The 25,395-nt window shown below is 47.0% G+C and carries 23 protein-coding genes; 16 read left to right on the top strand and 7 right to left on the bottom strand.

Translation table 11 applies throughout. The features are described 5' to 3' along the window. Nucleotides 1-116: 116 nt before the first annotated feature. From C1T21_RS16450 to C1T21_RS16440, 3 genes are read left to right on the top strand one after another with little or no spacing between them, the layout of a single operon-like run. Entirely contained in the window at nt 117-1,346 is a 1,230-nt protein-coding gene (locus C1T21_RS16450) for a WD40/YVTN/BNR-like repeat-containing protein (protein WP_103049006.1), read from the top strand. A 14-nt stretch (nt 1,347-1,360) separates the two neighbouring features. Further along, on the top strand, nt 1,361-2,224 hold the full coding sequence (locus tag C1T21_RS16445; protein ID WP_103049005.1) for an aldo/keto reductase: 864 nt from the start codon (nt 1,361-1,363) through the stop codon (nt 2,222-2,224). Between the two features lie 14 nt (nt 2,225-2,238). Further along, nucleotides 2,239-2,775 (top strand): mismatch-specific DNA-glycosylase, encoded by a 537-nt coding sequence (locus C1T21_RS16440; protein ID WP_103049004.1) that lies wholly within the window; start codon nt 2,239-2,241, stop codon nt 2,773-2,775. Nucleotides 2,776-2,871: 96 nt separating this feature from the next. Here C1T21_RS16440 and ald read toward each other — a convergent pair whose 3' ends face one another. Continuing rightward, entirely contained in the window at nt 2,872-4,002 is a 1,131-nt protein-coding gene (gene ald / locus C1T21_RS16435) for an alanine dehydrogenase (protein WP_103049003.1), read from the bottom strand. Nucleotides 4,003-4,260: 258 nt separating this feature from the next. On the opposite strand from ald, the gene C1T21_RS16430 reads away from it, so the two are divergent. The 7 genes from C1T21_RS16430 (at nt 4,261) to C1T21_RS16400 (ending at nt 13,917) form a co-directional block, all read left to right on the top strand. Beyond that, nucleotides 4,261-5,925 (top strand): PucR family transcriptional regulator, encoded by a 1,665-nt coding sequence (locus C1T21_RS16430; RefSeq protein WP_103049002.1) that lies wholly within the window; start codon nt 4,261-4,263, stop codon nt 5,923-5,925. 101 nt (nt 5,926-6,026) lie between these two features. Further along, the gene (locus C1T21_RS16425; protein WP_103049001.1) at nt 6,027-7,550 is read left to right on the top strand and encodes a copper amine oxidase N-terminal domain-containing protein; all 1,524 of its coding nucleotides are present in this window, start codon (nt 6,027-6,029) and stop codon (nt 7,548-7,550) included. A 187-nt stretch (nt 7,551-7,737) separates the two neighbouring features. Then, nucleotides 7,738-9,048 (top strand): galactokinase, encoded by a 1,311-nt coding sequence (locus C1T21_RS16420; RefSeq protein ID WP_103049000.1) that lies wholly within the window; start codon nt 7,738-7,740, stop codon nt 9,046-9,048. 117 nt (nt 9,049-9,165) lie between these two features. Further along, nucleotides 9,166-10,083 (top strand): PD-(D/E)XK nuclease family protein, encoded by a 918-nt coding sequence (locus C1T21_RS16415; protein WP_103048999.1) that lies wholly within the window; start codon nt 9,166-9,168, stop codon nt 10,081-10,083. 168 nt (nt 10,084-10,251) lie between these two features. Continuing rightward, a complete protein-coding gene (locus tag C1T21_RS16410) occupies nt 10,252-10,911 on the top strand; it encodes an SGNH/GDSL hydrolase family protein (RefSeq protein WP_180984600.1) in 660 nt (219 codons plus the stop codon). Between the two features lie 141 nt (nt 10,912-11,052). After that, the gene (locus C1T21_RS16405; RefSeq protein WP_103048997.1) at nt 11,053-12,393 is read left to right on the top strand and encodes a hemolysin family protein; all 1,341 of its coding nucleotides are present in this window, start codon (nt 11,053-11,055) and stop codon (nt 12,391-12,393) included. A 252-nt stretch (nt 12,394-12,645) separates the two neighbouring features. Next, the gene (locus C1T21_RS16400) at nt 12,646-13,917 is read left to right on the top strand and encodes a methyl-accepting chemotaxis protein (RefSeq protein ID WP_103048996.1); all 1,272 of its coding nucleotides are present in this window, start codon (nt 12,646-12,648) and stop codon (nt 13,915-13,917) included. 95 nt (nt 13,918-14,012) lie between these two features. On the opposite strand, the gene C1T21_RS16395 is transcribed toward C1T21_RS16400, so the two are convergent. Next, entirely contained in the window at nt 14,013-14,225 is a 213-nt protein-coding gene (locus C1T21_RS16395; RefSeq protein ID WP_103048995.1) for a hypothetical protein, read from the bottom strand. Between the two features lie 140 nt (nt 14,226-14,365). Between C1T21_RS16395 and C1T21_RS16390 the strand changes: the two genes are divergently transcribed. Further along, complete coding sequence (locus tag C1T21_RS16390; RefSeq protein WP_103048994.1) at nt 14,366-15,148, top strand: YwaF family protein; 783 nt, start codon at nt 14,366-14,368, stop codon at nt 15,146-15,148. 112 nt (nt 15,149-15,260) lie between these two features. Here the strand turns inward: C1T21_RS16390 and C1T21_RS16385 are convergent, their stop codons facing one another. Then, entirely contained in the window at nt 15,261-16,052 is a 792-nt protein-coding gene (locus C1T21_RS16385) for an SDR family oxidoreductase (protein WP_103048993.1), read from the bottom strand. Between the two features lie 259 nt (nt 16,053-16,311). Between C1T21_RS16385 and C1T21_RS16380 the strand changes: the two genes are divergently transcribed. Then, nucleotides 16,312-17,685: an N-acyl-D-glucosamine 2-epimerase gene (locus C1T21_RS16380; RefSeq protein ID WP_103049059.1), complete on the top strand. Its 1,374-nt coding sequence runs from the start codon at nt 16,312-16,314 to the stop codon at nt 17,683-17,685. A gap of 118 nt (nt 17,686-17,803) precedes the next feature. Continuing rightward, a complete protein-coding gene (locus C1T21_RS16375; protein ID WP_061831224.1) occupies nt 17,804-18,475 on the top strand; it encodes an MgtC/SapB family protein in 672 nt (223 codons plus the stop codon). Nucleotides 18,476-18,659: 184 nt separating this feature from the next. Here C1T21_RS16375 and C1T21_RS16370 read toward each other — a convergent pair whose 3' ends face one another. After that, entirely contained in the window at nt 18,660-19,337 is a 678-nt protein-coding gene (locus tag C1T21_RS16370) for a peptidylprolyl isomerase (protein WP_103048992.1), read from the bottom strand. A gap of 330 nt (nt 19,338-19,667) precedes the next feature. Next, nucleotides 19,668-19,925 carry a YqkE family protein gene (locus C1T21_RS16365; RefSeq protein ID WP_023987317.1) on the bottom strand — a complete coding sequence of 86 codons (258 nt, stop codon included), beginning with the start codon at nt 19,923-19,925 and terminating at the stop codon, nt 19,668-19,670. A 130-nt stretch (nt 19,926-20,055) separates the two neighbouring features. Between C1T21_RS16365 and C1T21_RS16360 the strand changes: the two genes are divergently transcribed. Next, nucleotides 20,056-21,288 (top strand): MFS transporter, encoded by a 1,233-nt coding sequence (locus tag C1T21_RS16360; RefSeq protein ID WP_103048991.1) that lies wholly within the window; start codon nt 20,056-20,058, stop codon nt 21,286-21,288. A gap of 150 nt (nt 21,289-21,438) precedes the next feature. Beyond that, entirely contained in the window at nt 21,439-21,618 is a 180-nt protein-coding gene (locus tag C1T21_RS16355) for an aspartyl-phosphate phosphatase Spo0E family protein (RefSeq protein WP_061831220.1), read from the top strand. Nucleotides 21,619-21,735: 117 nt separating this feature from the next. Here the strand turns inward: C1T21_RS16355 and C1T21_RS16350 are convergent, their stop codons facing one another. Further along, nucleotides 21,736-22,638, bottom strand: coding sequence for a DMT family transporter (locus C1T21_RS16350; RefSeq protein ID WP_025723204.1), 903 nt, complete (start codon nt 22,636-22,638; stop codon nt 21,736-21,738). Nucleotides 22,639-22,793: 155 nt separating this feature from the next. Between C1T21_RS16350 and C1T21_RS16345 the strand changes: the two genes are divergently transcribed. After that, nucleotides 22,794-23,654: a TrmB family transcriptional regulator gene (locus C1T21_RS16345; RefSeq protein WP_025723203.1), complete on the top strand. Its 861-nt coding sequence runs from the start codon at nt 22,794-22,796 to the stop codon at nt 23,652-23,654. 86 nt (nt 23,655-23,740) lie between these two features. Here C1T21_RS16345 and C1T21_RS16340 read toward each other — a convergent pair whose 3' ends face one another. Further along, nucleotides 23,741-25,366 carry a DUF1593 domain-containing protein gene (locus tag C1T21_RS16340; RefSeq protein ID WP_103048990.1) on the bottom strand — a complete coding sequence of 542 codons (1,626 nt, stop codon included), beginning with the start codon at nt 25,364-25,366 and terminating at the stop codon, nt 23,741-23,743. Nucleotides 25,367-25,395: the final 29 nt, after the last annotated feature.

Genomic DNA, 25,395 nt, shown 5'->3' with positions numbered 1-25,395 from the left:
GCTATATTCACCTTAAGAGTGAAACGAAGACAGCAGGGTAATACATAGAATATGCTTTGCTGTGAATACAATACCCGCACAGCATGTATATCACCAACATAGGGGGATGAACGAAAATGAAGAAAAAAACATCGGTCTGGGTGCTTTTACTCGCCGTAGCCATAGTGACAGCGGGGTGTGAAACAGGCTCGCAAACAGGACAAACGACTCAAAATGAGCAAAAGGGTACCACCTCGGCACAAGCGAATGGTTCGGGAACCACTGTAGATACACCGAAAACAGGAGGACAAGCAACCACAGACACTACGATAGCGAAGGTCCGCATGGACAATATTACCGCGCTGCGTTTGATCGACGGCCAATCCGGCTGGATCGGCGGAAATGGCTGGATTGCCCGAACGGACACGGCTACATCCGGTTCAGTCGGATCGACGTGGAATGTGCAATATCAGGGCCAAGGTACGGTTCAGCAGATTTTTGCCTTGAACGGGCAGCAGGCCTGGACTGTGATGGCAGACAGCGGATCGCTGCTGGCCACTCGCGATGGCGGCAAACGCTGGGAGGTTGTCGGGACTGTACCTGAGCAAGGGCAAGCGGGCTTTTTACACTTTGTATCATCCAAGGAAGGGTTCAGTGGCAGCCAATATACGAAGGATGGCGGGCAAAGCTGGTCTTCGCTCCCCGTGCCCGGCCACTTGGTAGGACAGCCATATTACCATGATCGGCAAAACGGCTGGGCAGTTACGCAGGACACAGACCGTTCGTTTCAAATTTTACACACTGTTGACGGGGGCCAAAAGTGGACTACTGTCATGTCACGCACAACGGAGGCGCCTCTAAATGGAGCCATTATTCGTTCGGTAGAACGCGGCAACGCATGGATCGAGCTGGTTGGAGATACGGGGATGAATCAGACGTCGTATTCGCTTTGGCATACTGCCGATAGTGGACAAAGCTGGCGTGCTGTGCTGGCGAATACCACTGCTGGTGGCGGTCCGGCACCAGGTATTAGCCAGCAAGACAACCAGGTTCCCAAAAATGAAGGGGCTGCACCTGGTATGCTCTATGCGATTAATAGCAGTAGCGCATGGATGGGCGGTTACTGCGCACCGTGCGACAAGCCCAATACCATCGGCTGGACGACTGACGGCGGCAAGACGTGGAACAATGGCAAGCAAGGTTTTGACGGTTATGGTGGTCAGCAAATCGGGATGGCAAATGCCAAGGAAGGCTGGGCTATTTTCTCGGATTCAGAGCAGGCCCCAGTCATGTATACCACCTCGGATGGTGGACAGCATTGGACACAGAGCCATGTATTTGACAAGCCTGTGGCATCAGGGTCCTAAGGAGGGGAATGCATATGAGCCAACATAAGAAAAGTGTGATTACCTGGACTGACGGTCGTGAAGTGCCGCTCATCGGGCAGGGCACGTGGCATATGGGTGAAAAAGCATCACTCCGCCAGGAAGAAGTGCGCGCGCTTCAACTTGGCTTGGAGCTGGGCATGACGCTGGTGGACACGGCTGAAATGTACGCGGAGGGCGGCGCAGAAGAGATCGTCGGAGAGGCCATTCGGGGTCGCCGGGATGATGTCTATCTTGTTAGCAAGGCGTATCCTCATCATGCGGACCGCCAAGGACTGGCTCAAGCGTGCGAAGCGAGCCTAACCCGAATGGGAACGGAGTACGTGGACATGTATTTGTTGCATTGGCGTGGGAATATTCCGCTGGAAGAGACGATACAAGGCATGGAAAAACTGCGTGAGCAGGGCAAAATTCGTAGCTGGGGAGTGTCCAATCTGGACAAGTCCGACATGGAGGAGCTATGGAGCATAAGTGGAGGCGAAGCCTGCGCTGTCAACCAAGTGCTGTATCACGCGGCTTCGCGGGGCATCGAATATGATCTGCTACCTTGGAGCCGTACGCATGGGGTGCCTGTGATGGCCTATTGCCCGATTGCCCAAGGTGGCCGCCTGCGACGGGGGCTGCTGGAGCATCCCGTTATGATAGACATTGCTGCTAGCCACGAGGTAACTCCATCCCAAATTGCACTTGCGTGGGTCATACGGGACGGTGATGTCTGGGCAATTCCGAAGGCGGTGCAGGAACCGCACGTACGAGAAAATGCAGCGGCAGCAAGTATTCGGCTCACTCCTGAACAACTTCAACAAATAGACGAAGCTTTTCCTCCGCCAACGCGGAAGCAGCCGCTGGATATGGTTTGAGGAAGGAGGAGCCCATGACAGAGCGAGAGATAGAACTGCATGAGGTAGATGATCATCTGGATTATGGATTATCCGTTGTATTCATCGGCTTTAATCCCAGCTTGAAATCAGGCGAGGTAGGACATCATTATGCGAACCCGCGCAACCGATTTTGGCGCATACTGGAGGGAGCAGGCTTGACACCTCGCTTGTACGATCCATCGGAAGATCGGGAGCTGCTGAAGCTGGGCTTCGGCTTTACGAACATTGTTTCCCGTCCCACGAGGGGAGTAGAGGATATTGCACGCGAGGAATACGCCGAAGGACGTCTGAAGCTGTATGCGAAGCTACAGGAATACCGTCCGAAGGTTGCTTGCTTTGTCGGCAAAGGCGTGTACACCGAATACAGTAAAAAATCCAAAGTAAATTGGGGTTTTCAGCCTGAACCGCTCATTCCTGAGATGTATGAATTTGTGGCACCTTCGTCTAGCGGACTGGTGCGCATGTCGCTGGAAGAAATCACAGGTATTTATCGCCATCTCCAAACGTTCCTTTCGTCAGAAATCGTCTGAAATGCAGTAAGTACGGTGGATACAGCTAGCACAAAAAGAACCACACGCTTCAGTCCCTGCTGGGAAGAGCGTGTGGTTCTTTGAGCTGTTTCTATTCTATTGTAAGGCTTTTGCCTGCCATGCCTGTTCCACGGGAACATAAGGATATCCCAAATCACGTGCGACGGCTGCGTAGGTAATATGTCCGTTCAGGACATTGGTGCCGCTAAGCAGCGGCTTGCTTCTGCGAAGCGCCTCCTGCACACCCAGATCTGCGAGCTGGAGAGCAAAGGGGAGCGTCGCGTTCGTCAATGCGAGCGTCGAGGTTTGCGGTACCGCGCCCGGCATGTTTGCTACCGCATAGTGAATGACGCCATGCTTCACATAGGTAGGCTGATCGTGTGTGGTGATGTGGTCAATCGTCTCGACTATGCCGCCCTGGTCGATGGCGACATCCACAATCACAGAGCCGGGCTGCATCGTCTGTACCATGGCTTCCGTTACGAGCCGCGGAGCTTTGGCACCAGTGATCAGGACAGCACCGATCAGCAAATCACTTTGCGCCACGGCTTCAGCAATGTTGGACGGGGTGGACACCAGTGTATGGAGCTGATTGCCAAAAATATCGTCCAGTTGGCGCAGTCTTTGCAGGCTCAGGTCGATTAGTGTCACATCTGCCCCGAGACCGATGGCGACCTTGGCAGCATTGGTGCCGACCACCCCTCCGCCAATAATGGTCACTTTACCGCGTTTGACCCCCGGTACACCTGCCAGCAGGATGCCCTTGCCACCCTTTGGTTTTTCCAGCAGTTGTGCTCCAATTTGTACAGCCATTCGACCAGCAACCTCACTCATCGGAGTAAGCAGCGGGAGGCTGCCTTCAACATCGAGCGTCTCATAGGAAATGGCGGCTACGCCGTTGTCTGTTAAAGCGCGGGCCAGTGCTGGCTCGGCAGCCAAATGCAGATAGGTGAACAAAATCAACCCTGGTCGAAAATACCCGTATTCTGAGGGGAGAGGCTCTTTTACCTTGATAATCAGATCCGCCTGGGACCACACGTCCGCAGCTTGCTGCACAAGAGTCGCACCCGCAGTGGCATAATCTCCATCCGTAAATCCGCTTTCAACACCTGCACGGCTTTCCACAAATACGTGATGTCCGTGTTGAATCATTTGAGCTGCACCTGCTGGCGTTAGAGCGACACGATTTTCATTGTTTTTAATCTCTTTCGGAACCCCAATTTTCATTTCATTCACCTCTCCTAAAAATAATTGTTATCCAACAAATCCATTTCGTTGGTTTAATCATTTTTGCGCAGCCCTGCCGATTAGTTACATGGACTCAAGCCGATAAATGCAATTCATGTTAGATTAGGTACAGTTTACAAGGGGTGAAGCTCCTTGACATCATACATTTTGTCGGATTATCTGACTTAAAGGCTCGACTTTTTGATGAATATATGTCATATAAAATGACATAAAGACATAGACATAAGGAGAATGCCGATGAACGGTAAAAAAACATTTACTATTGCGGATGTGCTGGAACGTCCCGTTTTCCGGCGGGCGAAGCTGGCGGCGGGGGAACAGGGCGTACATCGCCGTGTGGGTTGGGTCCATGTGCTAGAAATCACAAATGTTTCTCCATTTGTGAGCCGTCATGACTTGATTTTGACGACCGGCCTGTGGCTCACCCGGAAGGGGGAAGAGCGTGCCGAGTATATGGAGCAACTGATCCGCTCGGAAGCCGCAGGATTGTGTGTGGAGCTGGGCACGAGCATTCATGAAATCCCCTCTGAAATTCTGGAGTTGGCGGAACGACATCACTTCCCGGTCATCGTATTTGAGCAGCCAGTGCGTTTTGTTGAAATTACACAAGATATTCATTCCCTACTTATTAACCGACATCATGAACTTCTAAAAGATCTAGAGCGATTTTCACGTCAGCTTCAGCAGGAAACCTTACGCAGCACTGATATGAACGCCCTTTTGCGTGTGCTTCATGACTATGCAGCCCGGCAGGTCATCTACATGTCTTCCATTGAAACCAATCGATTCGTACCTTCCGTCCAGCCGGATCTAGCGGACCGTATTGCAGATTTTTATGCCAATGAAGTGGAATCTAGTATGACCGCCGATCGGGAGGGGCATCTGCTGTTTCACCTGAATGAATCCACTGCCGTCTTGTTCCAGCCCGTTGTATGCTTCGGTCAGGTGTTTTCCGCAGTAGGTTTGGTGCTGCATAGTGAAATGCCGACGGAAGAAATGTCACTGCTACTCGATTACACTGCCAAGGCAGCCGCTACATTGGTGCTGAGAACACAGTTTCTTGAAGACCGGTTGCTGCGTAATCAAAATGAATTGATTCAGGATGTGCTGAGCGGACAGCTTCCCAGTGAAGAACAGGCTCAGACCCGGATGGGCCTGCGATTGTTATCGAAGGGGCAGTATTTATTTTGGGCAGGGGTCATTGAGGTAGAACATCAGGACAAGGATGCCAGTCAGGTACGCAAGGAATCCATCAATCAGGATGTGCTAGTGCTGCTTCGTTCATTGTTGAAAAAGGAAACGTTGCACAACCTGCTGATGATGAAGGGAAGTCAATGCTACATCCTTTGTGCCAAGGAGGAATTAACACTGCGTTCCGCAGCGCAAATGAAAAAAGTGCTTGCCCATACAGTTCAATATATTCAGAACTATGCCGCAGGACAGCTTGATAAGGTGCGCATTCATGCAGGTTTTGGTAAAGTGAGGCATCGCATGACGGGGACGGACCGCAGTTTTGAAGAGGCATATGAGGTCATTGAAGTGGCACGAAGCGTCCCAGTCATGAAGGATCGGTTATTTTACGACAGCATAGGAATCTATCAGTTGTTGAAGGCGGTGCCCCGCATTCCTTTTCTACAAGAATTCGTAGAGGACCATTTGGGCGAGCTGATTGCGCATGATCGTGAGCACCATATGCAGCTTCTGGATACACTGGATGCCTATTTTCAATCCCATGGCTCCAAGCGTGATACCGCCGGAATTTTGTACATTCACAGACAGACCCTTTATAATCGGCTGGATAAAATTAATGAAATCATAGAGGGAAATCTGGCAGACCCTGACAAACGTCGTTGCCTGGAGATGGCACTACTGGCTTACCGGATGCTTCAGGCTGAAAATTGATCCTAAATAACTAGTTCTATTTTCCATTCTACTCATTTACAATGCGTGTTAACACTGAGATAATAGAAGATATTACGGAAATATCTTGAAAGGGGATTAATATGAATATAAAAAAATGGATCGCCGTCCCTCTTATTCTGTTGATGGTAGCTTTGACAGGTTGCCAGGCAGTAGGTGGATTTGATGTAAGTAAAAATTTATTGGGAACACTTGATGTGAAATCCCAGCAGACAACGGAGAAAATCTCTCTTAAATTGACTCCCAGAGAAGGAATCACGCAAGGAGATAAAGAAATCGTAGATTTGATTAATTCGATTTCCGTCACTGTGGATGAAGCCAAAGTACAATCGGAGGAACTTGCTTCTGCCAAAGGTACATTGCACATCGATAAGTATAATTTGCCGTTTGAACTTGCTTTAGACCGCCAAGGTTTGGCTATTCAACTGGAAGGTGCCAAAAAACCTTATTACATATCTTTGAACTCGCAAGAGAGTTTGAGCGGTCTGCCTGCTGGATTTGATCCGTATGTATATTCCAAAGACGTGAGAGAGCTGACGAAAACAGCCGCTGCACTTATGCTCAAGCATGCGCCTAACCCTTCGACCATTTCTGCAACGTCTGTAACCGAGGAAGTATACGGTGAAAAAGACAAAGTGAAACTGACCCATCTGCATGCTGAACTTCGTGGTGATGAGCTGGTAACATTGGTAAAACCGTTCCTGGCGAATCTGGCCAAGGATGAAGCAGGCTTGAAAGAGCTGATCGGGCAAGCCATTGATATGACGAAGACAATCGCTTCCGGCATGAATATTGAAGGTAGTGATAAAGTAACAGCGGAACTGAGTGCCAACAAAGAAAAAATGGTCAATGAGGCTTATACCGAAGTTAAAAAGTATTTGGATCTAGCTGTTGATCAGTATGATGTAGGAGTTAGCACCATGTATACAGAGTCCCCTGAAATCAAAACGGTTCTGAGTGCTAACACGGTTTTGAAAAGCGACATGTATTTTGATGAAAAAGGAAATGTTCGCAAAGCGGCAACAGACCTGACGGTTGCTTTGCCAGATGTGGATGGTCTTCCGGTGAAGTCCTTCACAATTCTGACCGAAACTCAATCTTGGAACGTCAATGGTAGTGTGACGGCTGATAAAGTGGATATTTCTAACGGTGTTATTGACTTGAATAAACAAGCTGAATTAACTCCGGGAGCGACGCTGCGCAATTTTGAAGCGAATTCTCCGATCTATAACATTTTAAAAAATGATTTGGAAATTACAAAAGTAGAAACAACTTTCGATCCTAAAGACGATTACTACGTCTTGGAGAATCGTGGTGGTACTGCCTTTATTCCATTGCGTGAACTGACGAGCGAACTGAGCTCCGAGTTAAAATGGGATGCAGCGGCCAAACAGACTACTGTAATTGATGATATTACAGGTAAGACGATTAAGCTGAAAAGTGGCTCCAAACAGGCTGTATTGGAAGGAAGCACATTGACGCTGCCACAAGCTCCATATACGGATGAATATGGCACATTGTATGTTCCTTTCAAATCAGTTGCCGAGGCGCTTGGCGCCACAGTAACTCGTAATAATGATGGGGAATATGTACTGAAACGCGACTAAAAAGAAATTCAAGGAACCGGCCCAATTAGGGGCTGGTTCTTTTTTAGTTATATTGGTAAAATGCTCAGTAAAGCGATTTAAATAAGCGCTTACAAATTTTAAAAGTGCCATACTTTTATACAGGGAAAATTGAGATAATTATAGTATCATTCCAGATAGGAAAACACATACAATTGGGGGATATACGATGAAAGATATGGAACTATTGAATTCCAGAGAGGGACAAATGGTGCTTGCCCGAATGTACGGTCAACAGCAAATCTCTGAGCAAACGACTCGATATGAATCACTTATACAGGCGTATCGGGAGCATTTTGGTGTAGGGGCTATTGAACTGTTTAGTGCTCCGGGGCGTTGCGAAATTGGTGGGAATCATACAGACCACAATCACGGAAAGGTGCTGGCAGGCAGTATTACACTCGATACCATCGCTGCAGCTTCTAAAGTGGAGGAGTCTGTAATTACATTCTTTTCTGAAGGCTACAAGACGAAGTACGTCATCGATTTAACCGACTTGTCGCCAAAACCGGAGGATGACAGTACGATGCTGCTGGTCCGTGGTATTGCCGCTGGTCTACTTGAATTCGGATACCGTATCGGGGGATTCCAAGCTTATATATCAAGTAATGTATTCTCTGCTTCAGGTTTAAGCTCTTCCGCTTCTTTTGAAATGTTGATATGTACGATATTGAATCATTTTTATAACGAGGGAGCGTTAGATGCTGTTGCTAAATCCAAAATTGGTCAGTATGCGGAAAATGGCTATTGGAACAAGCCGTCGGGGCTGCTCGATCAGATGGCTTGTGCGTATGGCGGCTTGATTTCCATTGACTTTGAAAATCCCAAGGAACCGATCATAAATCCTGTTCATTGGAATTTTGAACAAAACGGATATTCCCTCGTTATTGTAAATACAGGTGGAAATCATGCTGATTTAACGGACGATTACGCGGCGGTGCCCAACGAAATGTTTGCAGTGGCTCAGTCTTTAGACGCTTCGGTTTGCCGTGACTTATTGCCAGAGGATCTATATGCCAACCTTAAAATGGTCAGGGAAAAAGCAGGAGACCGTGCAGTACTGCGGGCGTTGCATTTTTTTGAAGAAAATAGACGTGTGGATGAACAGGTGAAATCACTGGAGGAGGGGCGCTTTACTGATTTCCTGAGGCTCGTTACCGAATCTGGTAATTCCTCATGGAAATGGCTCCAAAACGTATATAGAAGTGGGATTGCGCGGGAACAAGACGTATCGGTTGCACTGGCTTTAACCGAAATGTATTTAAAATCAATAGATAACAGCGCATGCAGGGTACATGGTGGTGGCTTCGCTGGTGTCATCTTGACGATTCTTCCGAATGATCATGTGGATGATTATAAGGAGTGGATCAGCGGCATGCTGGGAACTCCGGTACTTGTTGTCAACGTCCGTGAGGACGGTGCTGTTAATGTTAGTGATTTGATAAATGTTGAACGGACTCATTGCGAGTCTACAAACTAGTCAGTCAGTAGAAGACTTTAACCCATGGGTTAAAGTCTTTGTCCTTTTTTATCGCCGATACAGCTTGGGTTTGCGTTATAATAAAGAGATGATAGTTTTAATGAAGGAGGGCCTGTCATGGCTATATACCCGTCCTGGTCCTATTCGCAATCGAGGGCTCAAACGTTCGATGAATGCTTACGCAAATACTATTATCATTATTACGGCTCGCATAATGGCTGGAATTCGGCACAGGGCACTGAAGAGCAAGTTACGTTGTATCGGCTCAAGCAACTGAGCAACTTATATATTTTATTCGGGAATATTACGCATCAAATGTGTGAATCAGTCATACGTGGATGGATGGAAAAAGGGGCTATCCCGCGCACAGCATACCTCGAGACAGCTATGAAGAACATGTTGAATAACAGCTACAAGGAATCGCTACACCGTGAGCTATGGCTACAAGATCCGAAAAATCGCGTCATGCTGGCGGAGGTTTATTACGACGACGAGGTGCTTCCGGAACGGATCGCCCTTATTAAGGAGCGACAGCACGCGGTGATACACAATTTGTACCGTACTGCGGTTTGGCGTGAACTGCAACAGGGAAAGGCCCGAATTGTTGAAGTGGAGAAGTGGGATACGATGCTCCTTCATGAGACGAAAGTGTATGTCAAAATGGATTTGCTCTACCGTAGAGACAATGGAGACATGGTCATCGTGGATTGGAAAACAGGCAAGGAAGGCGATTTTTCCGACCAACTTTTTTTGTATGCTTCCTATGTGCAGGAGCACTATCAGCTTCCTTTGGAGAAGATTGAGGTACGTGTGGAGTATTTGATGACAGGAGAGCATGAGGTATATCGCCCCGCGCAAGAGGATATCGACAAAGTGGTTAGTAATGTCGGACGATACATCGATGAAATGAAGTCCTGTCTTGATGACGATTACTATAACCGCCCCAAGCCCGAGTCTTTCTTCACTCCGATGCCTTCACGCAGAGCGTGCGGAGGCTGTAATTTTCGTGAGGTGTGTAAGTACCGAGCGGTGTGAAATGACTTGATCGCCTTTGCCCCCGGATTCCTACCATAATTAAAGCTAGTGAATCCGGCCATATGGCAAATCTATAATTCTTCTATATTTTGAAACCGCTTTATAATTTAGAAGATGCGAGGTATGATAAGGGTATTATTGGAAAATGCGAAGGAGGAAGTTAGGAAGATGACGAGTACAGAACATGCACGTATTCTTTTTCAGGGAGATTCTATAACAGATGGAGGAAGGGGACGAAATGAGGACGCGAACCATTGGCTGGGTCAGAGCTATGTGTATCTGATCGCAGGTGCGTTGGGGAGCCGTTTGACTACCACGCAGCCAGAATTTGTGAACCGGGGAATTTCGGGGGATCGAGTTTCGGATTTGTATGCACGCTGGAATGAGGACATGTTTAGCCTGAAGCCGGACCTGCTCAGTATTCTAATCGGAGTGAACGACGCCTGGCGGATCGTGGAGCAGGAACCATCCGGGGTGACGGACCGATTTGAACGAGCCTATCGCCACCTTCTGGAAGAAACGCGTGAAGTGATGCCTGATCTGGGACTCGTGCTGTGCGAGCCGTTTATTTTGAAAACGGGAGCTACCGAGGCGCGATGGGACATTTGGCAAGAAAAAATAACGGGATACCAGCGTATTGTACGTCGGCTTGCGGACGAATTTGGGGCCGTATTTGTGCCACTCCAGAGTATGTTGAACGAAGCCGCTACCCAGGCGGACGCTTCCTATTGGCTGCATGACGGGGTTCATCCGACAGCGGTTGGGCATCAGTTGATAGCTGATCAATGGATAGATATCGTGCAAAAGAGTCCGCTGGCGATTCGCTAACAGGGTTATACATAGTCTACTCCTTGTCATTTTTGGGTAATACACGATTATGGACATCATTACTTATGTTATGGTTCCATCCAAAAATGAATGTCAAAGGGGGTGCTTCTTGCTTCGTTATGAACGGAGCAAGAGAGGGCTATGGAAACGATAAATATCATTCTGGTTATATTACTTATCGCATTAACTGCGTTTTTTGTGGCCTCGGAGTATTCCATTATTCGGGTGCGGGTATCTCGCATCAATCAATTGGCCTCTGAAGGCAACAAAAATGCGAAAGCCGTTAAAAATATTTTGTCTCGGCTGGACGAGTATTTATCTGCTTGTCAGCTCGGAACCACATTAACCTCAATGGCGCTAGGCTGGCTAGGGGAATCTACTGTTGAACATCTGCTACACCCCCTGTTTGTATTGGCTCATATTCCGGCAGGCCTGACGGGAGTGCTCTCCTTTTTGCTGGCTTTTTTGATCTTGACCTATTTTGAGGTGGTCATTGGGGAGCTGGTACCGAAAACATTTGCCATACAGATTGCTGAACCCATGGCATTGTTTTTTGCCCGTCCGATCACGATATTTTATAAAATGACCTATCCCCTGAATTGGGTGCTCAGTCGTTCTTCGCGTGTCATTACGGGTCTCTTCGGGCTCAAAAAGGTATCTGAAGAAGATGCAGCACTCAGTGAAGCCGAGCTTCGTTTGGCGTTATCTGAAGGCTTTCGTAGTGGTGAAATTACACCGACAGAATATCGATATCTGAACAATGTATTTGATTTTGACGACCGTGCAGCGCAGGAGATTATGGTACCGCGCATCCACATCCGTTCCATCTCCCACCAGGCAACAGTGGCCGAGTTTATGGAGCTGATCGAGGACAAAGTTTATAATTTTCTACCTGTAGCTGAACATGGAGACCGGGATCGTATTATCGGGATGATTCGCGTCAAGGAAGCCCTGCATGATTTGGCACGTGGGCATAGCACAGGGAATACGACGATGGCTTCTTATATTCACCCGGTGCTTCAGGTTATTGAGACGGTTCAGGCTCGGGATCTACTGGTTCAGATGCAAAAGCGACGCATTCCAGTAGCGGTGCTGGTGGACGAATATGGTGGAACATCTGGACTTGTCACACTGGAGGATATTATGGAGGAGATTGTTGGAGACATTCCTTCCTATACCGACACCGAAACCCCCGCAGCGTTAACTCCACTCATTACAAAAAAAGATGATCATCGCTACATACTCAAATCACAGGCGCTCATTCATGAGGTCAATCGGCGCTTGGAGACGGATATTGAGGCCGGGGACGTATATACGATTGGTGGATGGATGCTTTCAGAGCGTTTTGATATCCAGCAAGGAGACAAGCTGACCATGGGTTTATGGGAGTTTACTGTACTGGAAAAAAATAGTCACCAAATAGACACAATTGAGGCGATTAAGAAAGTAACCGTTGAACAGAAAAATGACAATGATTTTTAATAATGGAAAATGACTTTGTGAAGCAACAGCTCGCTTAAAATGTGAAGAATGGCCTGTAAAGCTTGTAGCAGCGCGATTCGTCCATTTTAAGATGCAAGCTGCTGCCTGGTAACAGTAGTTAGGGTAGGGGACTTAAGACTCTGTATCTTTATGCTCATAAATATATCTGTCTATGAAAAATTCTACTAGAAATGTAGCAATTTTATGGTAAAATGGAATCAAATTTGAGTTTTTTGGGGTGGGCTACAGTACATGAAGATGTCACTAGGTACGAAAATGGTTACTGCATTTGTCTCAATTTCTGCAATAACTTATGGAACAAGCGCTTTTTTTATTTTTGTACTCAAGGACTGGCTTGCTCAAGGTACACAAGAATGGGTGTACACTTCGATCATTCTGTTATTGGGTGTCCTGTGGAGTGGCATTTTGGGCTGGTTGATCTCAAAATTACTCACACGGCCAATTGTTAGGTTGGCAAAGGCGGCAGAGGAAGCTTCGGCGGGGAACCTGTCTGTTGTAATTCCTGAACGTCGTTCGGAGGATGAAATCAAAGTCCTGTATGATGCATTTCGGCATATGATGCTGAACATTAAAGATATGTTCAATGAGATCTCGTACAGCACCAGAACAACTTCGCAAAGTGCGGAAAATCTGAGCTTGGCTATTGTGCAGGCTACTACACAAATTGAGTCCATGTCTTCGGTGGTAGAAGATATATTGAATGGCGTAGAGCAGCAAAAGCAAGCATCTGCCCAATCTATTAAAACAGCAGACCGAATGCTGGGCGATTTTAAGATGATGCGTAGCAAATCGGGGCATATGCTGGAACTGTCAGGCCATATGGAGCATTCAGTAGATTCGACGCAGGCTGTATTTTCATCCCTGATGGATGGAATGGGAGAGCTGACAGCCTCACATGGTCGTTCGCAGCAGGTGATTGCACGACTGGAAAAAGAAGCTTCCCAAATTGAAGCGATTACAAGCACCGTGAAGGATATTGCGGAACAGACCCATCTGCTGGCGTTGAATGCTTCTATAGAAGCGGCGCGTGCGGGAGAAGAAGGGAACGGATTTGCTGTAGTGGCTCACCAAATTCGCGCACTTGCCGCCCAAAGTACGGAGTCTGTGCAGGAAATTAATGCCATCGTTAGCCGTGTGCAGTCGCAAATCGTAGAGACAGTACAATTGATGCATCAGCAAACGTCGTTGGTCAGTGCTGAGGCGGAACGGACAAGCTCTGTGGATCAGACGCTGAACCGTTTGAACGCTATTGTACGTGAATTTGTCGAGAGCATCCGTTTAATGGAAGAAGCCGTGACGGAGCAGACGAATCGGGTAGATCAAACCTTTGAGCAGATCCATCGTATTCAGCAAATGTCAGGGGCCTTCTCTGAAGGAGCTCACAAAATTTATACAGCTGCTCATGAGGAGACAGCAATTATGCAGGAAATTTCGTCTTCTTCCGAGGATTTGAAAGTGCTTACGAATAAACTCATGATGAAAACACGTGGAATGCAACTATAACAGAACCCTCATGTGAGGCATGATATATACATCAAACAAAATATAGCCGCTATACACCGGAAAACGCAGCAAAATGGTTCCCCGGTGTATAGTGGCTATTTTTTAATTTCAAAAAACTCACATTGGTTTCTGGGGTGGTAAGCCAGATCACTGACGCTGGATTGCACGACGATGGTTTGATCGTCAAAACGGATTATGATTCCGCCAGAGCCAATCAATTGGTCATCCTGAAATACCCGGACACGCAGATGACGTTCCAGTGCCTCGCTGAAATCCTGATCTGTAATTAATCGGCGATTAATGGCCATGAGGGTTCTCCTTTGAATATAATATCTTTTATCATAAAGGTAAGGTATGGAACAAGCAAGAAACACGGCTAGAACATAATCGGCTATTGGTTATAAAATAGAATGCAACGAAGAGGGAAAGAGATCAAAGGGGGCTAGCTATGGATAGGTCGTGGTCAGGGCCTTGGTTAGATGCCAACGCGCCAGAAGGGTTCGAGGCTTTTACTCCGTCACATGGGTTGGCTATATTGGGACTCATTGTATGCGCTTTGATGCTGTGGCTGACTCGGGGATGGATTCGGTCGAACAAGCCCGTAAGCGAGGGAATTCGCTGGTTGTTAATTACAGTCCTCATTCTGTCAGAGCTGACTCTGAATATTTGGTATGTGATGCAGCATATTTGGGATGTGCAGACCTCATTGCCATTAGAACTGTGCAGTGTGACACTGCTGCTGTCTATCCTGATGCTCATTTTTCGAAGCCGCTGGTTATACCCGATCATTCTTTTTGCCGGAATTGGAGGGGCGCTTCAAGCAGTACTCACGCCTAATTTGGCATACGCATTTCCGCATTATCGTTTTATCCATTTTTTCATAGCTCATAGTGCTATTATTCTGGCAGCCTTGTATATGACCTGGATAGAAGGACTCCGACCGACGTGGAAGAGTGTGGGAGGAGTGATGCTTTTTCTGAATGGCCTGGCGCTGATAGTGTGGATCGTAGACGATGCTCTCGGTGCTAACTACATGTTTCTAGCCGGAAAGCCGTCAACACCGTCGATATTGGATGTTTTGGGGCCATATCCTCTGTACATTCTGGCAGAAGAAGCCATTGCACTGCTGTTCTTTTCGCTTCTGATGCTGTTGTTCGAGGTGCTCCCGGGAGGCAGGTTGTATGTCCGCTTTCGCAAAGGAGCTCTGCCTGGTGCTGACAGGTCAATATAAAGCCGTTGTAAAGCCATACAAAAGCAGCCTATTCCACAAGTATATGACCAGGGATAAGGCTGCTAAGAATGCCTAAACAGTAGTATGGGTATAACGTTCCCCATTCTAATACTTAACGCAGTAGTGATTCTGCTCCGTCTACATAAATTTCCGTACCCGATACATGAGATGACTCGTCTGAGGCGAGAAACAGGACTAGATTGGCAACCTGCTCTGGCTCACCAGGGGCATCCTCTAGCGGATGCTCTCCGCCCTTCGGAAATTCGACTGGAATTTGTACCTTCTTCAAGTCTTCGGAAGGGTACGTGTTATCGTCAATTTGCGTGTCGATAGCTCCCGGGCATATCGCGTTGACCCGAATTTTGTATCGTGCCAGCTCCAGCGCTGCCATTTTCATAAAAGCAACCTGAGCTGCCTTGGTGGAGGCGTAGGCTGAGAATCCAATACCCGAAAAGGTTCGATTACCGTTGATGGAGCTGGTAATGATAATGCTGCCACCGCGTTCTTTCAGGTAAGGGACGGCATATTTGACGGTAGCAAAGGTGCCGCGAAGATTAATGTTCATCGTGCGGTCCCATTCCTCCAGTTCCAGTGTCTCGATAGGGGCCATGGTGCCGTTAATGCCTGCGTTGGCGAACACGATATCCAGCTTTCCGTACGTTTCCACGACTTTAGCGAACCCCTGCTGAATCATATCCGGCATGGATATATCACATTCCAGTACAAGCGCCTCGCCGCCGGCCTGCTCGATGATTGCTTTGGTCTCCTCTGCATGCTTGGGTGTCCGATCCAGCATGACCACCTTGGCACCTTGTTCTGCAAAACGGATCGCGGTCGCCTTGCCGATCCCTGAACCTCCACCACTGACCACTGCTATCTTCCCTTGCAATCTCTGCTCTGCCATTGACTATTCCTCCCATTCCGTTCATAAACTAAACCTGACTCGTTATTCCATACCTCTGTACGTTGATGGTGAAACAGTCACAGCTGGATTTCATCCCATTTGCGAAATATGGTAACATAGGCGAACCAGCAGGAACTTATAGCAAAAACATATAGCAGGAACAAGTATGAAAAAGACCGAGTGACGGAGGTGGATCGAATTGAGCTATAACGCAAATGACCGACCCGAATCGACAAACGCTATAGCACTGACCGGAAAAATGAAACCGTGGGCACTGAGCGGCCCCAGTATTCAAATCGATCCGTTGTTTCCCTATTACGCCAACCGTTCGCGTGACAGTATAGCAGATGAGATCGCCCTTGCGGGCTACCAGACCGTTCATTATTTTGTCGTGCGTGAAAATGAAGTGGATGGAGCGCTTGTTGCTGCTTTTCAACGCAGAGGCATAGCGGTGTGGGCGATGGTGCTGGGCAACGGCTCTTTTGGCGTGTCCCAGCTGCCGCCGGAGTGGAGAGGATGGCGCATGGAGCTGCTGCGCGAACCGAACGACGGATTTCAGCGGCTTTCACATTTTGCCCAGGAGTATGTGGAATGGAAAAAGAAAGCCGCTGCCCGGCTCGTCACCGACATTCCGTTCGACGGGTTCGAGGTGGCGGAGCCTTATTTCCCCGAATGGAACGGGCTGCGCAGTGGAGTGTATGGGGATATTGGGCCGCATGCACAGCGTGCCTTTCGCGAGCATAGCGGTGAGAACATTCCAGATTTTCGCGACAAGCATGCGCGGAATTATTACCGGAAGGTTCCGAAGCTGTACGCGCAGTGGGTTGATCTGCGTGTGGACGCCGTGAACGGCCTGATCAGCGAGCTGGTGAACGGCGCAGGCGGTGTGCGTGATGTCCGGCCGGACATCTGCGTGGCGACATGGTCGCTTGCTGTGAGCGGACGCGGCGATGTCCCAGGCCAGCTACGGGAATGGCAGGGTCTGGACGCGGTAGCCATGATCGGGTGCGTCGCCCCGGATATGCACGTACTCCAGACCCATTGGCCGGACTGGATGCGCCGCCGTCTGCCGCCACAGTATATTCGCGGCTACGCCCGCATCGCGCAGTCGATTCGCGCCGCTTATCCGGGCCTGCCCCTCGGGGTGCAGGCGGATATCGGTTCGCTCGCGCGGATGGTTCGAGACCGCGAGTGGACGCGGCGGTTCGGGGCTACCGCCCTGGAGGACGAATACGACGCTTGGACCGCCTATGAATACCATGTGGGTGGTTACATGTACGATGAGCCGCCCAAACCGCTTAGGGCGGAACGTTCAGCCGAAGATGAGGTGGTTATTTCTTTCAGCAAGCGAATTGCCACGCCGTCTGTAGATGAGCTGCGTATTTGGAGCCGGGAGGACAGAGCAGGTACAACATGCGACCTGAGCCGTCACCTAAGGAACGATTCACTAACGTTGCTGGAGCTTGTGGATGCCGTAGCAGACGGAAACCGTCTATTGCTGCGTGTACGCAATTTACCAGCGGGGGCGTTCAGCTTGCGCCTTGATGGTGTACAGGATACACCGGAGCTGTGGTTGCTCAAGGGAAGGAAGGCACATCGTAATCTGCCAGAGGATGAAGTGAGGGTTCCTTAAAATTTGGGTAATAACAAAATAACAGCTGTATAAATGGCTCATTTGCCGTAGTATTTTTAAATTGTATACTTTGAGGTAACATCTTTCAAAACATAAACTATAGTGGAGTGAAAAAAGTATGTGGGATTGGGATTACCTGATTCGGGTCATGTTTGCAGGATTATGCGGCGCATTAATCGGCTATGAGCGCAAAAGTCGGATGAAGGAGGCGGGCATTCGCACGCATTTTATTGTCGGTATTGGCGCAGCGCTCATGATGGTGGTATCCAAATATGGTTTTCAGGATCAAGCCGTCTGGTCTAACCTGTCGCTGGACCCTTCCAGAATAGCAGCACAGGTTATAAGTGGAGTGGGCTTTATCGGCGCAGGGATGATTTTTACACAAAAAAATAGAATTAAAGGACTGACCACTGCCGCAGGCATTTGGACTACCGCCGGAATCGGTATTGCCGTAGGTGCAGGGATGTATGGGCTTGGTGCAGGTGTAACGTTGTTTATTTTAGCGGCTCAGTCCTTGCTCCATAGTCGTTTTTATCAGATGGCTACCCCGTCCACGCAACAAGTGGTTGTTCAGGTCGACAATGAGCCGGGCGTACTGAATCGGATCAAAGAACTGCTGAAGCACAAGAAGCTGACGATTCACAGCTTTCACGTCGAGCGCATCAATAACGGTGAGCAGTTGGTCATTCATATGCTTTTAAAGCTGTCCCGGTCAGAGGGAGTGGAGGAACTGCTGTCACTGCTTCAAGAGATGGAAGGTATTCGTTCAGTCGAGACCAAGTCCAATTAGACGAATTTACTGCTCATACAGTAGCTTTTTTGTCGAACACTGGCGGCTTTTATAACGGAAAAAAACTTTAAAAATAATGATTGAAAACGCTTCCTTTTGTGTATATACTCTTACTACATCACAGAGGCAGCAGCCAAACAAAGACCCCATGCATATGCACAGGGCCGTTGTTATCATCCAGATATTACTTTACTTTGACTGGAGCTGGATATTTTTTACCCAGCGTATCCACAGTGACTTTTTTCATCGTAGCCGGTTTGATCGGTTTGTCATTGCTATCCCGTTTGGAATTGACGATAGCATCGACCACATCCAACCCGGACGTTACTTTACCGAAAGCGGCATATTGACCGTCGAGGTAGTCCGCATCGGCAACCATGATGAAAAATTGCGATCCAGCCGAATCCAGATCCGCTGAGCGGGCCATGGATAATACGCCACGTGTATGTTTGAGTGTATTGTTAACACCATTGCTCTTGAATTCGCCTTTGATACTGTAGCCGGGGCCACCTGTACCGTTACCTTGCGGATCACCACCCTGAATCATAAAGCCTGGGATAACACGGTGGAAAATGGTACCGTTATAGGCTCCCTTTTGCACCAAAGAAATGAAATTGTTAACCGTGTTCGGTGCTACTTCCGGATACAGCTCAAGCTTAATTTTCTTGCCACCATTCATGACAATCGTGACAATCGGATGGGAAACAGCCTTGTTCTTGTCTTTAGTCGCAGCAGGAGTTGTAGTGCTTGTCCGGCTGGCGGCTTCCACATCGGCCGCTTTTGTACCGCATCCAGCAACCAGCACGAGCATGATGGCCAGTAGGCAAAGCGTGTACCATGGGCGTATCGTTTTTCGGTTCATTGATATTCCTCCTGAAAGGTTGGATGGTGTAACATCCTAATTTAAAGTTTGGGGGCAGCGCAGAACACTTTTCCATTTTCTATCATACCTTTTTTGCTGGGGATAAGGAAATACGGGTTTGAAAACCGTATTCTTGACCCATACTGCTGCTATTCCCAAGGAAAGGGGCAGGATCATGATGGAGGTAGACAAAAAGCTGGCGAAAGGTCTCATATGGGGTATGGCGTTCAGTCTGCCGGTTTGGGTAGGGGTGCTGTACTCAGTACAACATATTCGTGACTGGCTATAACATAAAGCGTAAAGATAGGCCAAAACCGTTGTGGTTTTGGCTTATTTGTATTTGTGCCAGTCCAAATTGCTGTTATTCAGCAGATGCTCAAAGTTGTTATCCAGCTTCTTCTGTTCAGCTTTTTTTGCTTCGACGGCACGCTGCCGTTCGTCTTCTTTACGTTTGTCCTGTTCTGCTTGGGCTTCATTGGCTTGAGCCTTAAGTTTATTCAGCACGTCCTGACTCAACAGATCTTTTAACGTAGCAGGTTTGTCCTGAGCCGCAGGAGCAGGGGAAGACGAATTTCTCTTCTTAGCCATGTCATCAACTCCATTCCATTCGATTATATCAGCTTCTTCACGGTTGTTCCACGATTGAAGGATGAGGGGGCGGTAGACTTTTCTAATTTAGAGGGTAATAATGGAATGAGCAGAAGGGACGTGTGGCATCATGCATCTATATTGGAAGCGAAACCTGGTCATTTTGTGGATTGGAGTATTGTTTTGCAGCATGGCCTATTCCGTGTCAATTCCGTTTTTACCTATATTTCTGAATACGGAAATGGGCGTAAATGATCATCTGGAACTGTGGTCGGGGATTGCCTTTGGAGTTACTTTTTTAGCCAGCGCGCTGATTGCCCCATTTTGGGGTTCGCTTGCGGATAAGTATGGACGCAAACCGATGCTGATTCGTTCAGGCTTTAGCCTGGCGGTGTTGTACCTGATATGTGCTTTGGTGACAGATCCATATGTGTTCGTAGGAGTACGGTTGTTTCAAGGCCTTCTATCCGGGTTTATTCCTGCTGCGATTGCGCTGGTCGGAACGGGTTCACCTGAGGAGAAAACCGGCTATGCACTCGGTATTATGGCGACCGCTGGGGCGACAGGCAGCATTATAGGTCCGTTGATTGGCGGTGTGGTGAGCCATTATTATGGCAATCGGAATGCCTTTTTTTTCTCTGCGGCTCTTGTACTGGTATCTGCGTTAATTGCGACCTTTGGCGCTAGAGAGGACAGCTTCAAGGGAACCAGTACCCGCTCGCATGTTCGTGATGATATCAAGGAGGCTATTGCTAATCGGCCTTTGTACTTTTTGCTTATTCTAGCGGGATTAAGTACCTTTTCCGTTATGATACTGGAACCGTTAATTACGGTATATGTGCTTGAAATGGGAGTTGACCGCAGCCAAGCATCTCTAAGTTCCGGGATTGTATTCTCAGCCGTAGGCATTGCGGCGGTGCTGATGGCTCCCCGATGGGGACGGATTGGAGGACGAACCGGATTTGCACACGTGCTGCTGATTGGGCTGATCGGTTCGGGAATCGGGAATATCCTACAATTTTATGTAACCAACTTTATTGGTTTTGGTGCGCTTCGGTTTGGATATGGGTTGTTTTATGCGTCCGTCATGCCTGCTATCAACGCAATGACTGTGGAGGTCACCAAGCCGGAGTTTCGCGGACGAGCCTTTAGCTTGAGCCAATCAGCCACTCAACTCGCGACAATGGCGGGGCCGTTGATTGGCGGCATGCTTGGCAGTTGGATGCCGATCCGCTGGATCTTTGTGTTAAACGGTGGCATATTGCTGCTTGCAGCGTTGTTGCTAGGGGTGAAGGGGAAAAACGTGTTCCCGGTTTCAGCCAAGAAGAACGTCACGGATCAGGATATTCATTCTGCCGGGTAAGCGAATCACACAGAATTGTCGAAGAGGACAACCTTAGAGCTCATAGAGCAGGTCTTTTTTTGTGTTATTAGATAATTATCCCAAACCTTTACTTTTAGTATACTTATTCATAACCCTCTACACTGATAATATGACAAGGAGGGATATATTATGATAAGAGACGACATTTTGTGTCAACAGCTTGAGAAAGCTCGCCAAAAGCTGTACATTTTGCAAGCAAAACATGGTTTTAATCATGCCAGTGTGCTCAGACAGTCTGTAATTATGGATAACCTCATCAATCAATATAACCACCTTTTTTATATAAAAGAAAAAAAGCCGACTGCATAAATGCAACCGACTGGGCGAGAAACTTTTGGTGAGGTCACTCGCCCTTGTACTGTAGCGCTAATACCTATAACAACGATGCTTATCTTAACTTTTATAACTAGTGTGCAATCTACCATTTTAGGTACGGTTCGTTTGATGAGCACTCAGTAGGACACCTATAATGACGACCAAACCACCAATGATTTGGCGCCATGTAATCGTTTCTTGCAAAAGCAACACAGAAAATAAGACTCCAAATATCGGAACCAAATTCATCAGAGAAACGGAACTGCTCGGTGACAGCTTGATTAATCCGTAATTGTAAAGCAAAAAAGCGATAACGGAGCAGAATACGCCCAAATATACTAACAACATAAACGATCCTGTTGTCGGAGCCTGCCAACTATCCTTTTCTAATAGAGCCAACGGTATAAAAAAGATACTTCCTGCAACAGTTTGATAAAAAGATAACGTCACAGGCGGATATTTGTCCACTACCTTGCGCGTCATGAAAGTGTAAAACGCCCACGCAAAACCCGTTCCAATTAATATTAAATTTCCGATTAGTTGATTCTTACTACCCGAACTTTCGCCAACTGAAGTCAAGAAATATACCCCGATCATGGCCAGTGCTATGCCGCAAATTTTATATTTGGATATTTTCACTTTATACAAAATAAGTTCAAGCAGCGATGTAATTGCGGGATATGATGCAACAATTAATGCTGCGTTGGAAGCGGTAGTCAGGCTAACCCCTATATTCTCCATTGAAAAATAGAGAGTGATTCCCAAAACACCACTAAACGAAATCGTAACCAAATCTTTTGGCTTTACTTTGATATGTTCTTTTTTAATCAGCAAAACGATACCTAGCACAACGGAAGCTATAATAAATCTGGATAGACCCAAGGTAAGAGGGGGGAACGTCGTGTAGGCTGCTTTGGTGGCAATAAACGATGTACTCCAGATCAATAGGGCCAGAATCGTAGAACCGTAGTAAATCCGGCTGCTTTCGCTGTGATGAGCTATGACTTTGTTCAAGTTAAATCCTCCCTGAGGTAATCCCCTGTGAAATGATGATAGTAGCTACTAAAGTGACTACTATAAAAACGTTACTAAAAAGATAGTGTGTATATCAGTTTTTGTCAAGGGGAAGTGATATAGTAAGGATGAACACGAATTGAGGAGAAGACGTCATGAAACCAAAACCAAATATATTAGAAATTCTACGGGATTTGAATTTTAGTGAATATGAAGCCAAGGCTTATGTGACCTTATTGGAAAGCTCTCCACTTTCGGGATACGCCGTTTCATTGAATTCCGGGGTACCGAGATCCAAAATTTACGAGGTTTTGTCTGGAATGGTCAACCGTGGGGATATCATGGTCAGTCAAGAAAATACGCCTCTGTATGTGCCGCTCCCGCCACATGAATTGATTGCCCAGAGAAAACGCAAAGCAGAGCAGATTTTCAATGTGGCGCAAGAGAGTTTGGAGCAGTACACAGCATCATTTCAAAATAGAGAGAATATATGGAATATTTCGGGGTATGAAGCCATTATCAATCGCATAAATGAAGGGGTAAAGGGAGCAAAACACCGAATTTTATTGGAAATTTGGAAAGAGGATGCCGAGGTGTTCCGAGATGCCTTAGAGCAAGTCGCTCAACAAGGAATTGAAGTGATCATTGTAGCGTATGGGGAGCTTAATTTTGATTTCGCTAATGTTTACCGCCATGATATGAGTGAGGAGATTACGTCTGAAATTGGTGGTCGGTGGATTGTACTTAGCGTAGACGACCGGGAGGTCGTAGCTGGCATACTTTCACTTGGTGATGACAGCCGCGCTGCATGGACGTTACATCCGGGTCTGGTGATGCCGATTACAGAAGTGATTATTCATGATATTTATATCATGGAAATCCTATATGAGTTCCGTGAACAATTAGAGGCGAAATTCGGCCCTAATCTAATCCATCTTCGCAATAAATTTGCTATGGGTCCGAATGGCAAAGGATATTATGTTCCTTTGACTGAAAAAAGCATTAAACGTGTATAGAGATTGTCTGAGGTCCGATGTGCAAAAATAAACAGGCCCATGGAGTGTTATTCCATGGGCCTAATTTTATTGGATGTTGTGTTCAATTATTTTACGGTTACAATCACACGTTGATAATGCTTTAAAGGATGTTTTCCATTGTCCTGTACTTCTGCAATGATATGAAGCGTATTCCCTGACTTAGCATCTGCAGGAACTGTGAAACTAACTGCATTCGTATCACTACCTTGCAAGTCAATCGTGTTTACTTTCTCGCCTTTAGCTACTTCTCGATGAAGCCCAAGCTGCATTTCCCCCAGCAATTCAGGTTTAACTTGTGCTGGTTTTACTTTAGAATCCTCATACGTGTCTGCTTCAAAATATCTCCACCATTTATAGGTCAATTGATTACCGTCGGGATCTGAACCTTCTGCATGCAGGGTTATTTTCTCCCCTGGACTAGCGGTTAGGTCTAATCCTTCTTTAATGGTCAACGTTGGATTATGGTTGGCATCTTTGTAGTCGGATGCAATAGCCCAATCTGCACGAGCAGCAAAGTCATTTTGAATATCATCAAACCAACGCATCAGAGAATATTCTGCTTCGAATTTTTTCGTATGCACATCATAATCTAACACGGTATTTCTAAATAATTTATCGTTAACGACACCGAAACGACCTCCCCAGCCACCATAGGATGGGTTTTCCATACTCCGCAATCCGTTATCAATTAAATAGAAGAAGGATGGAGAATCACCTTCAGAAATAAAGTCATACTTGTCGTATTGTGGATTTTTCTTTAAGTAGGCTTCACTGCCTCTTTGTTCTTCATCCAACTCGCCTTTGATGATATTGCCATCGCCCATCAAGGCATACATATTGAGCAACTTCCCATGACCATCTTTAATATTTTTGAAGTTCCATTCCCCGTGCAACTTGCTGTTTACTTCTTCTGTATGCATTTTCCAAGCATAAGCGAAATGCCAGAAGTTAGATTGATCATTAATAATTCTGATGTCTGGCCAATTCTTTGCGATGTACTTATTGTAGCTGTCATCCTGATCCAAAATGATATATAGAACGAGCTTATCGCTCACCTTTTTTTGGATATCAGCCCATTGAGCTGTATTTTTGTATTCGTCCTCAATAGATTTTAAAGCTTTGGCTGTAGTATTTGTGCCACCCCAGGTTTGTACATATAAATCTCTTTTGTCATCATCTAGGAAGAGATTTTTAAGGAAATTAGATCCTTCTGTTTCTTTGTCCATCTCACCTTTGTATGAAATATTGCCTATCTTGGTAACGCTTTTAATATATTCAGGCTTTGGATATCCTTCGGCTTGTTTAGTTAGATTAGGGTAAATTTCTCCATAAGCATCGATCATATCCGTTACCCATTGAGTTCCAGTCCATCTAAATGGCTTGATGCCGGCCTTTTCATCACCTGCATAATGATACACGGAACTGGTCAATACGATACCAGACAAGTCCATTTCATTAGAATAGAGGAGGAAGCGAATAACCGAATTCATATCATCGACTTCTCCATCGGTTGTAATAACCGTTCTGGCCTTCGTCGCTTTAGTTTCTACTTTATTGTCCACTTGTTCTTTTGCTGGAGCAGCGCTTTCATCCTTTGCAACAGCAGGAGCTTTTCCGCCGCTGCAACCACTGATGATCAAAATACATATCATGGCTAATAAAAAAATGCTTAACCCTTTTCTTTCTCTCATTTCTGTTCCCCTCTCTGAACGTTTCCAGG

Source organism: Paenibacillus sp. F4 (assembly GCF_002894905.1).
In the GTDB taxonomy this organism is placed as follows: Bacteria; Bacillota; Bacilli; order Paenibacillales; family Paenibacillaceae; genus Paenibacillus; species Paenibacillus polymyxa_B.
Note: the sequence above shows the minus strand (reverse complement) of the source record. Positions and strands in the feature narration are given on the sequence as shown.

What these genes read in the sequence shown, in the direction of transcription:
- C1T21_RS16450 (WP_103049006.1), top strand. Translation starts at nt 117, where the DNA reads ATGAAGAAAAAAACATCGGTCTGGGTGCTTTTACTCGCCGTAGCCATA.
- C1T21_RS16445 (WP_103049005.1), top strand. Translation starts at nt 1,361, where the DNA reads ATGAGCCAACATAAGAAAAGTGTGATTACCTGGACTGACGGTCGTGAA.
- C1T21_RS16440 (WP_103049004.1), top strand. Translation starts at nt 2,239, where the DNA reads ATGACAGAGCGAGAGATAGAACTGCATGAGGTAGATGATCATCTGGAT.
- ald (WP_103049003.1), bottom strand. Translation starts at nt 4,002, where the DNA reads ATGAAAATTGGGGTTCCGAAAGAGATTAAAAACAATGAAAATCGTGTC.
- C1T21_RS16430 (WP_103049002.1), top strand. Translation starts at nt 4,261, where the DNA reads ATGAACGGTAAAAAAACATTTACTATTGCGGATGTGCTGGAACGTCCC.
- C1T21_RS16425 (WP_103049001.1), top strand. Translation starts at nt 6,027, where the DNA reads ATGAATATAAAAAAATGGATCGCCGTCCCTCTTATTCTGTTGATGGTA.
- C1T21_RS16420 (WP_103049000.1), top strand. Translation starts at nt 7,738, where the DNA reads ATGAAAGATATGGAACTATTGAATTCCAGAGAGGGACAAATGGTGCTT.
- C1T21_RS16415 (WP_103048999.1), top strand. Translation starts at nt 9,166, where the DNA reads ATGGCTATATACCCGTCCTGGTCCTATTCGCAATCGAGGGCTCAAACG.
- C1T21_RS16410 (WP_180984600.1), top strand. Translation starts at nt 10,252, where the DNA reads ATGACGAGTACAGAACATGCACGTATTCTTTTTCAGGGAGATTCTATA.
- C1T21_RS16405 (WP_103048997.1), top strand. Translation starts at nt 11,053, where the DNA reads ATGGAAACGATAAATATCATTCTGGTTATATTACTTATCGCATTAACT.
- C1T21_RS16400 (WP_103048996.1), top strand. Translation starts at nt 12,646, where the DNA reads ATGAAGATGTCACTAGGTACGAAAATGGTTACTGCATTTGTCTCAATT.
- C1T21_RS16395 (WP_103048995.1), bottom strand. Translation starts at nt 14,225, where the DNA reads ATGGCCATTAATCGCCGATTAATTACAGATCAGGATTTCAGCGAGGCA.
- C1T21_RS16390 (WP_103048994.1), top strand. Translation starts at nt 14,366, where the DNA reads ATGGATAGGTCGTGGTCAGGGCCTTGGTTAGATGCCAACGCGCCAGAA.
- C1T21_RS16385 (WP_103048993.1), bottom strand. Translation starts at nt 16,052, where the DNA reads ATGGCAGAGCAGAGATTGCAAGGGAAGATAGCAGTGGTCAGTGGTGGA.
- C1T21_RS16380 (WP_103049059.1), top strand. Translation starts at nt 16,312, where the DNA reads ATGAAACCGTGGGCACTGAGCGGCCCCAGTATTCAAATCGATCCGTTG.
- C1T21_RS16375 (WP_061831224.1), top strand. Translation starts at nt 17,804, where the DNA reads ATGTGGGATTGGGATTACCTGATTCGGGTCATGTTTGCAGGATTATGC.
- C1T21_RS16370 (WP_103048992.1), bottom strand. Translation starts at nt 19,337, where the DNA reads ATGAACCGAAAAACGATACGCCCATGGTACACGCTTTGCCTACTGGCC.
- C1T21_RS16365 (WP_023987317.1), bottom strand. Translation starts at nt 19,925, where the DNA reads ATGGCTAAGAAGAGAAATTCGTCTTCCCCTGCTCCTGCGGCTCAGGAC.
- C1T21_RS16360 (WP_103048991.1), top strand. Translation starts at nt 20,056, where the DNA reads ATGCATCTATATTGGAAGCGAAACCTGGTCATTTTGTGGATTGGAGTA.
- C1T21_RS16355 (WP_061831220.1), top strand. Translation starts at nt 21,439, where the DNA reads ATGATAAGAGACGACATTTTGTGTCAACAGCTTGAGAAAGCTCGCCAA.
- C1T21_RS16345 (WP_025723203.1), top strand. Translation starts at nt 22,794, where the DNA reads ATGAAACCAAAACCAAATATATTAGAAATTCTACGGGATTTGAATTTT.
- C1T21_RS16340 (WP_103048990.1), bottom strand. Translation starts at nt 25,366, where the DNA reads ATGAGAGAAAGAAAAGGGTTAAGCATTTTTTTATTAGCCATGATATGT.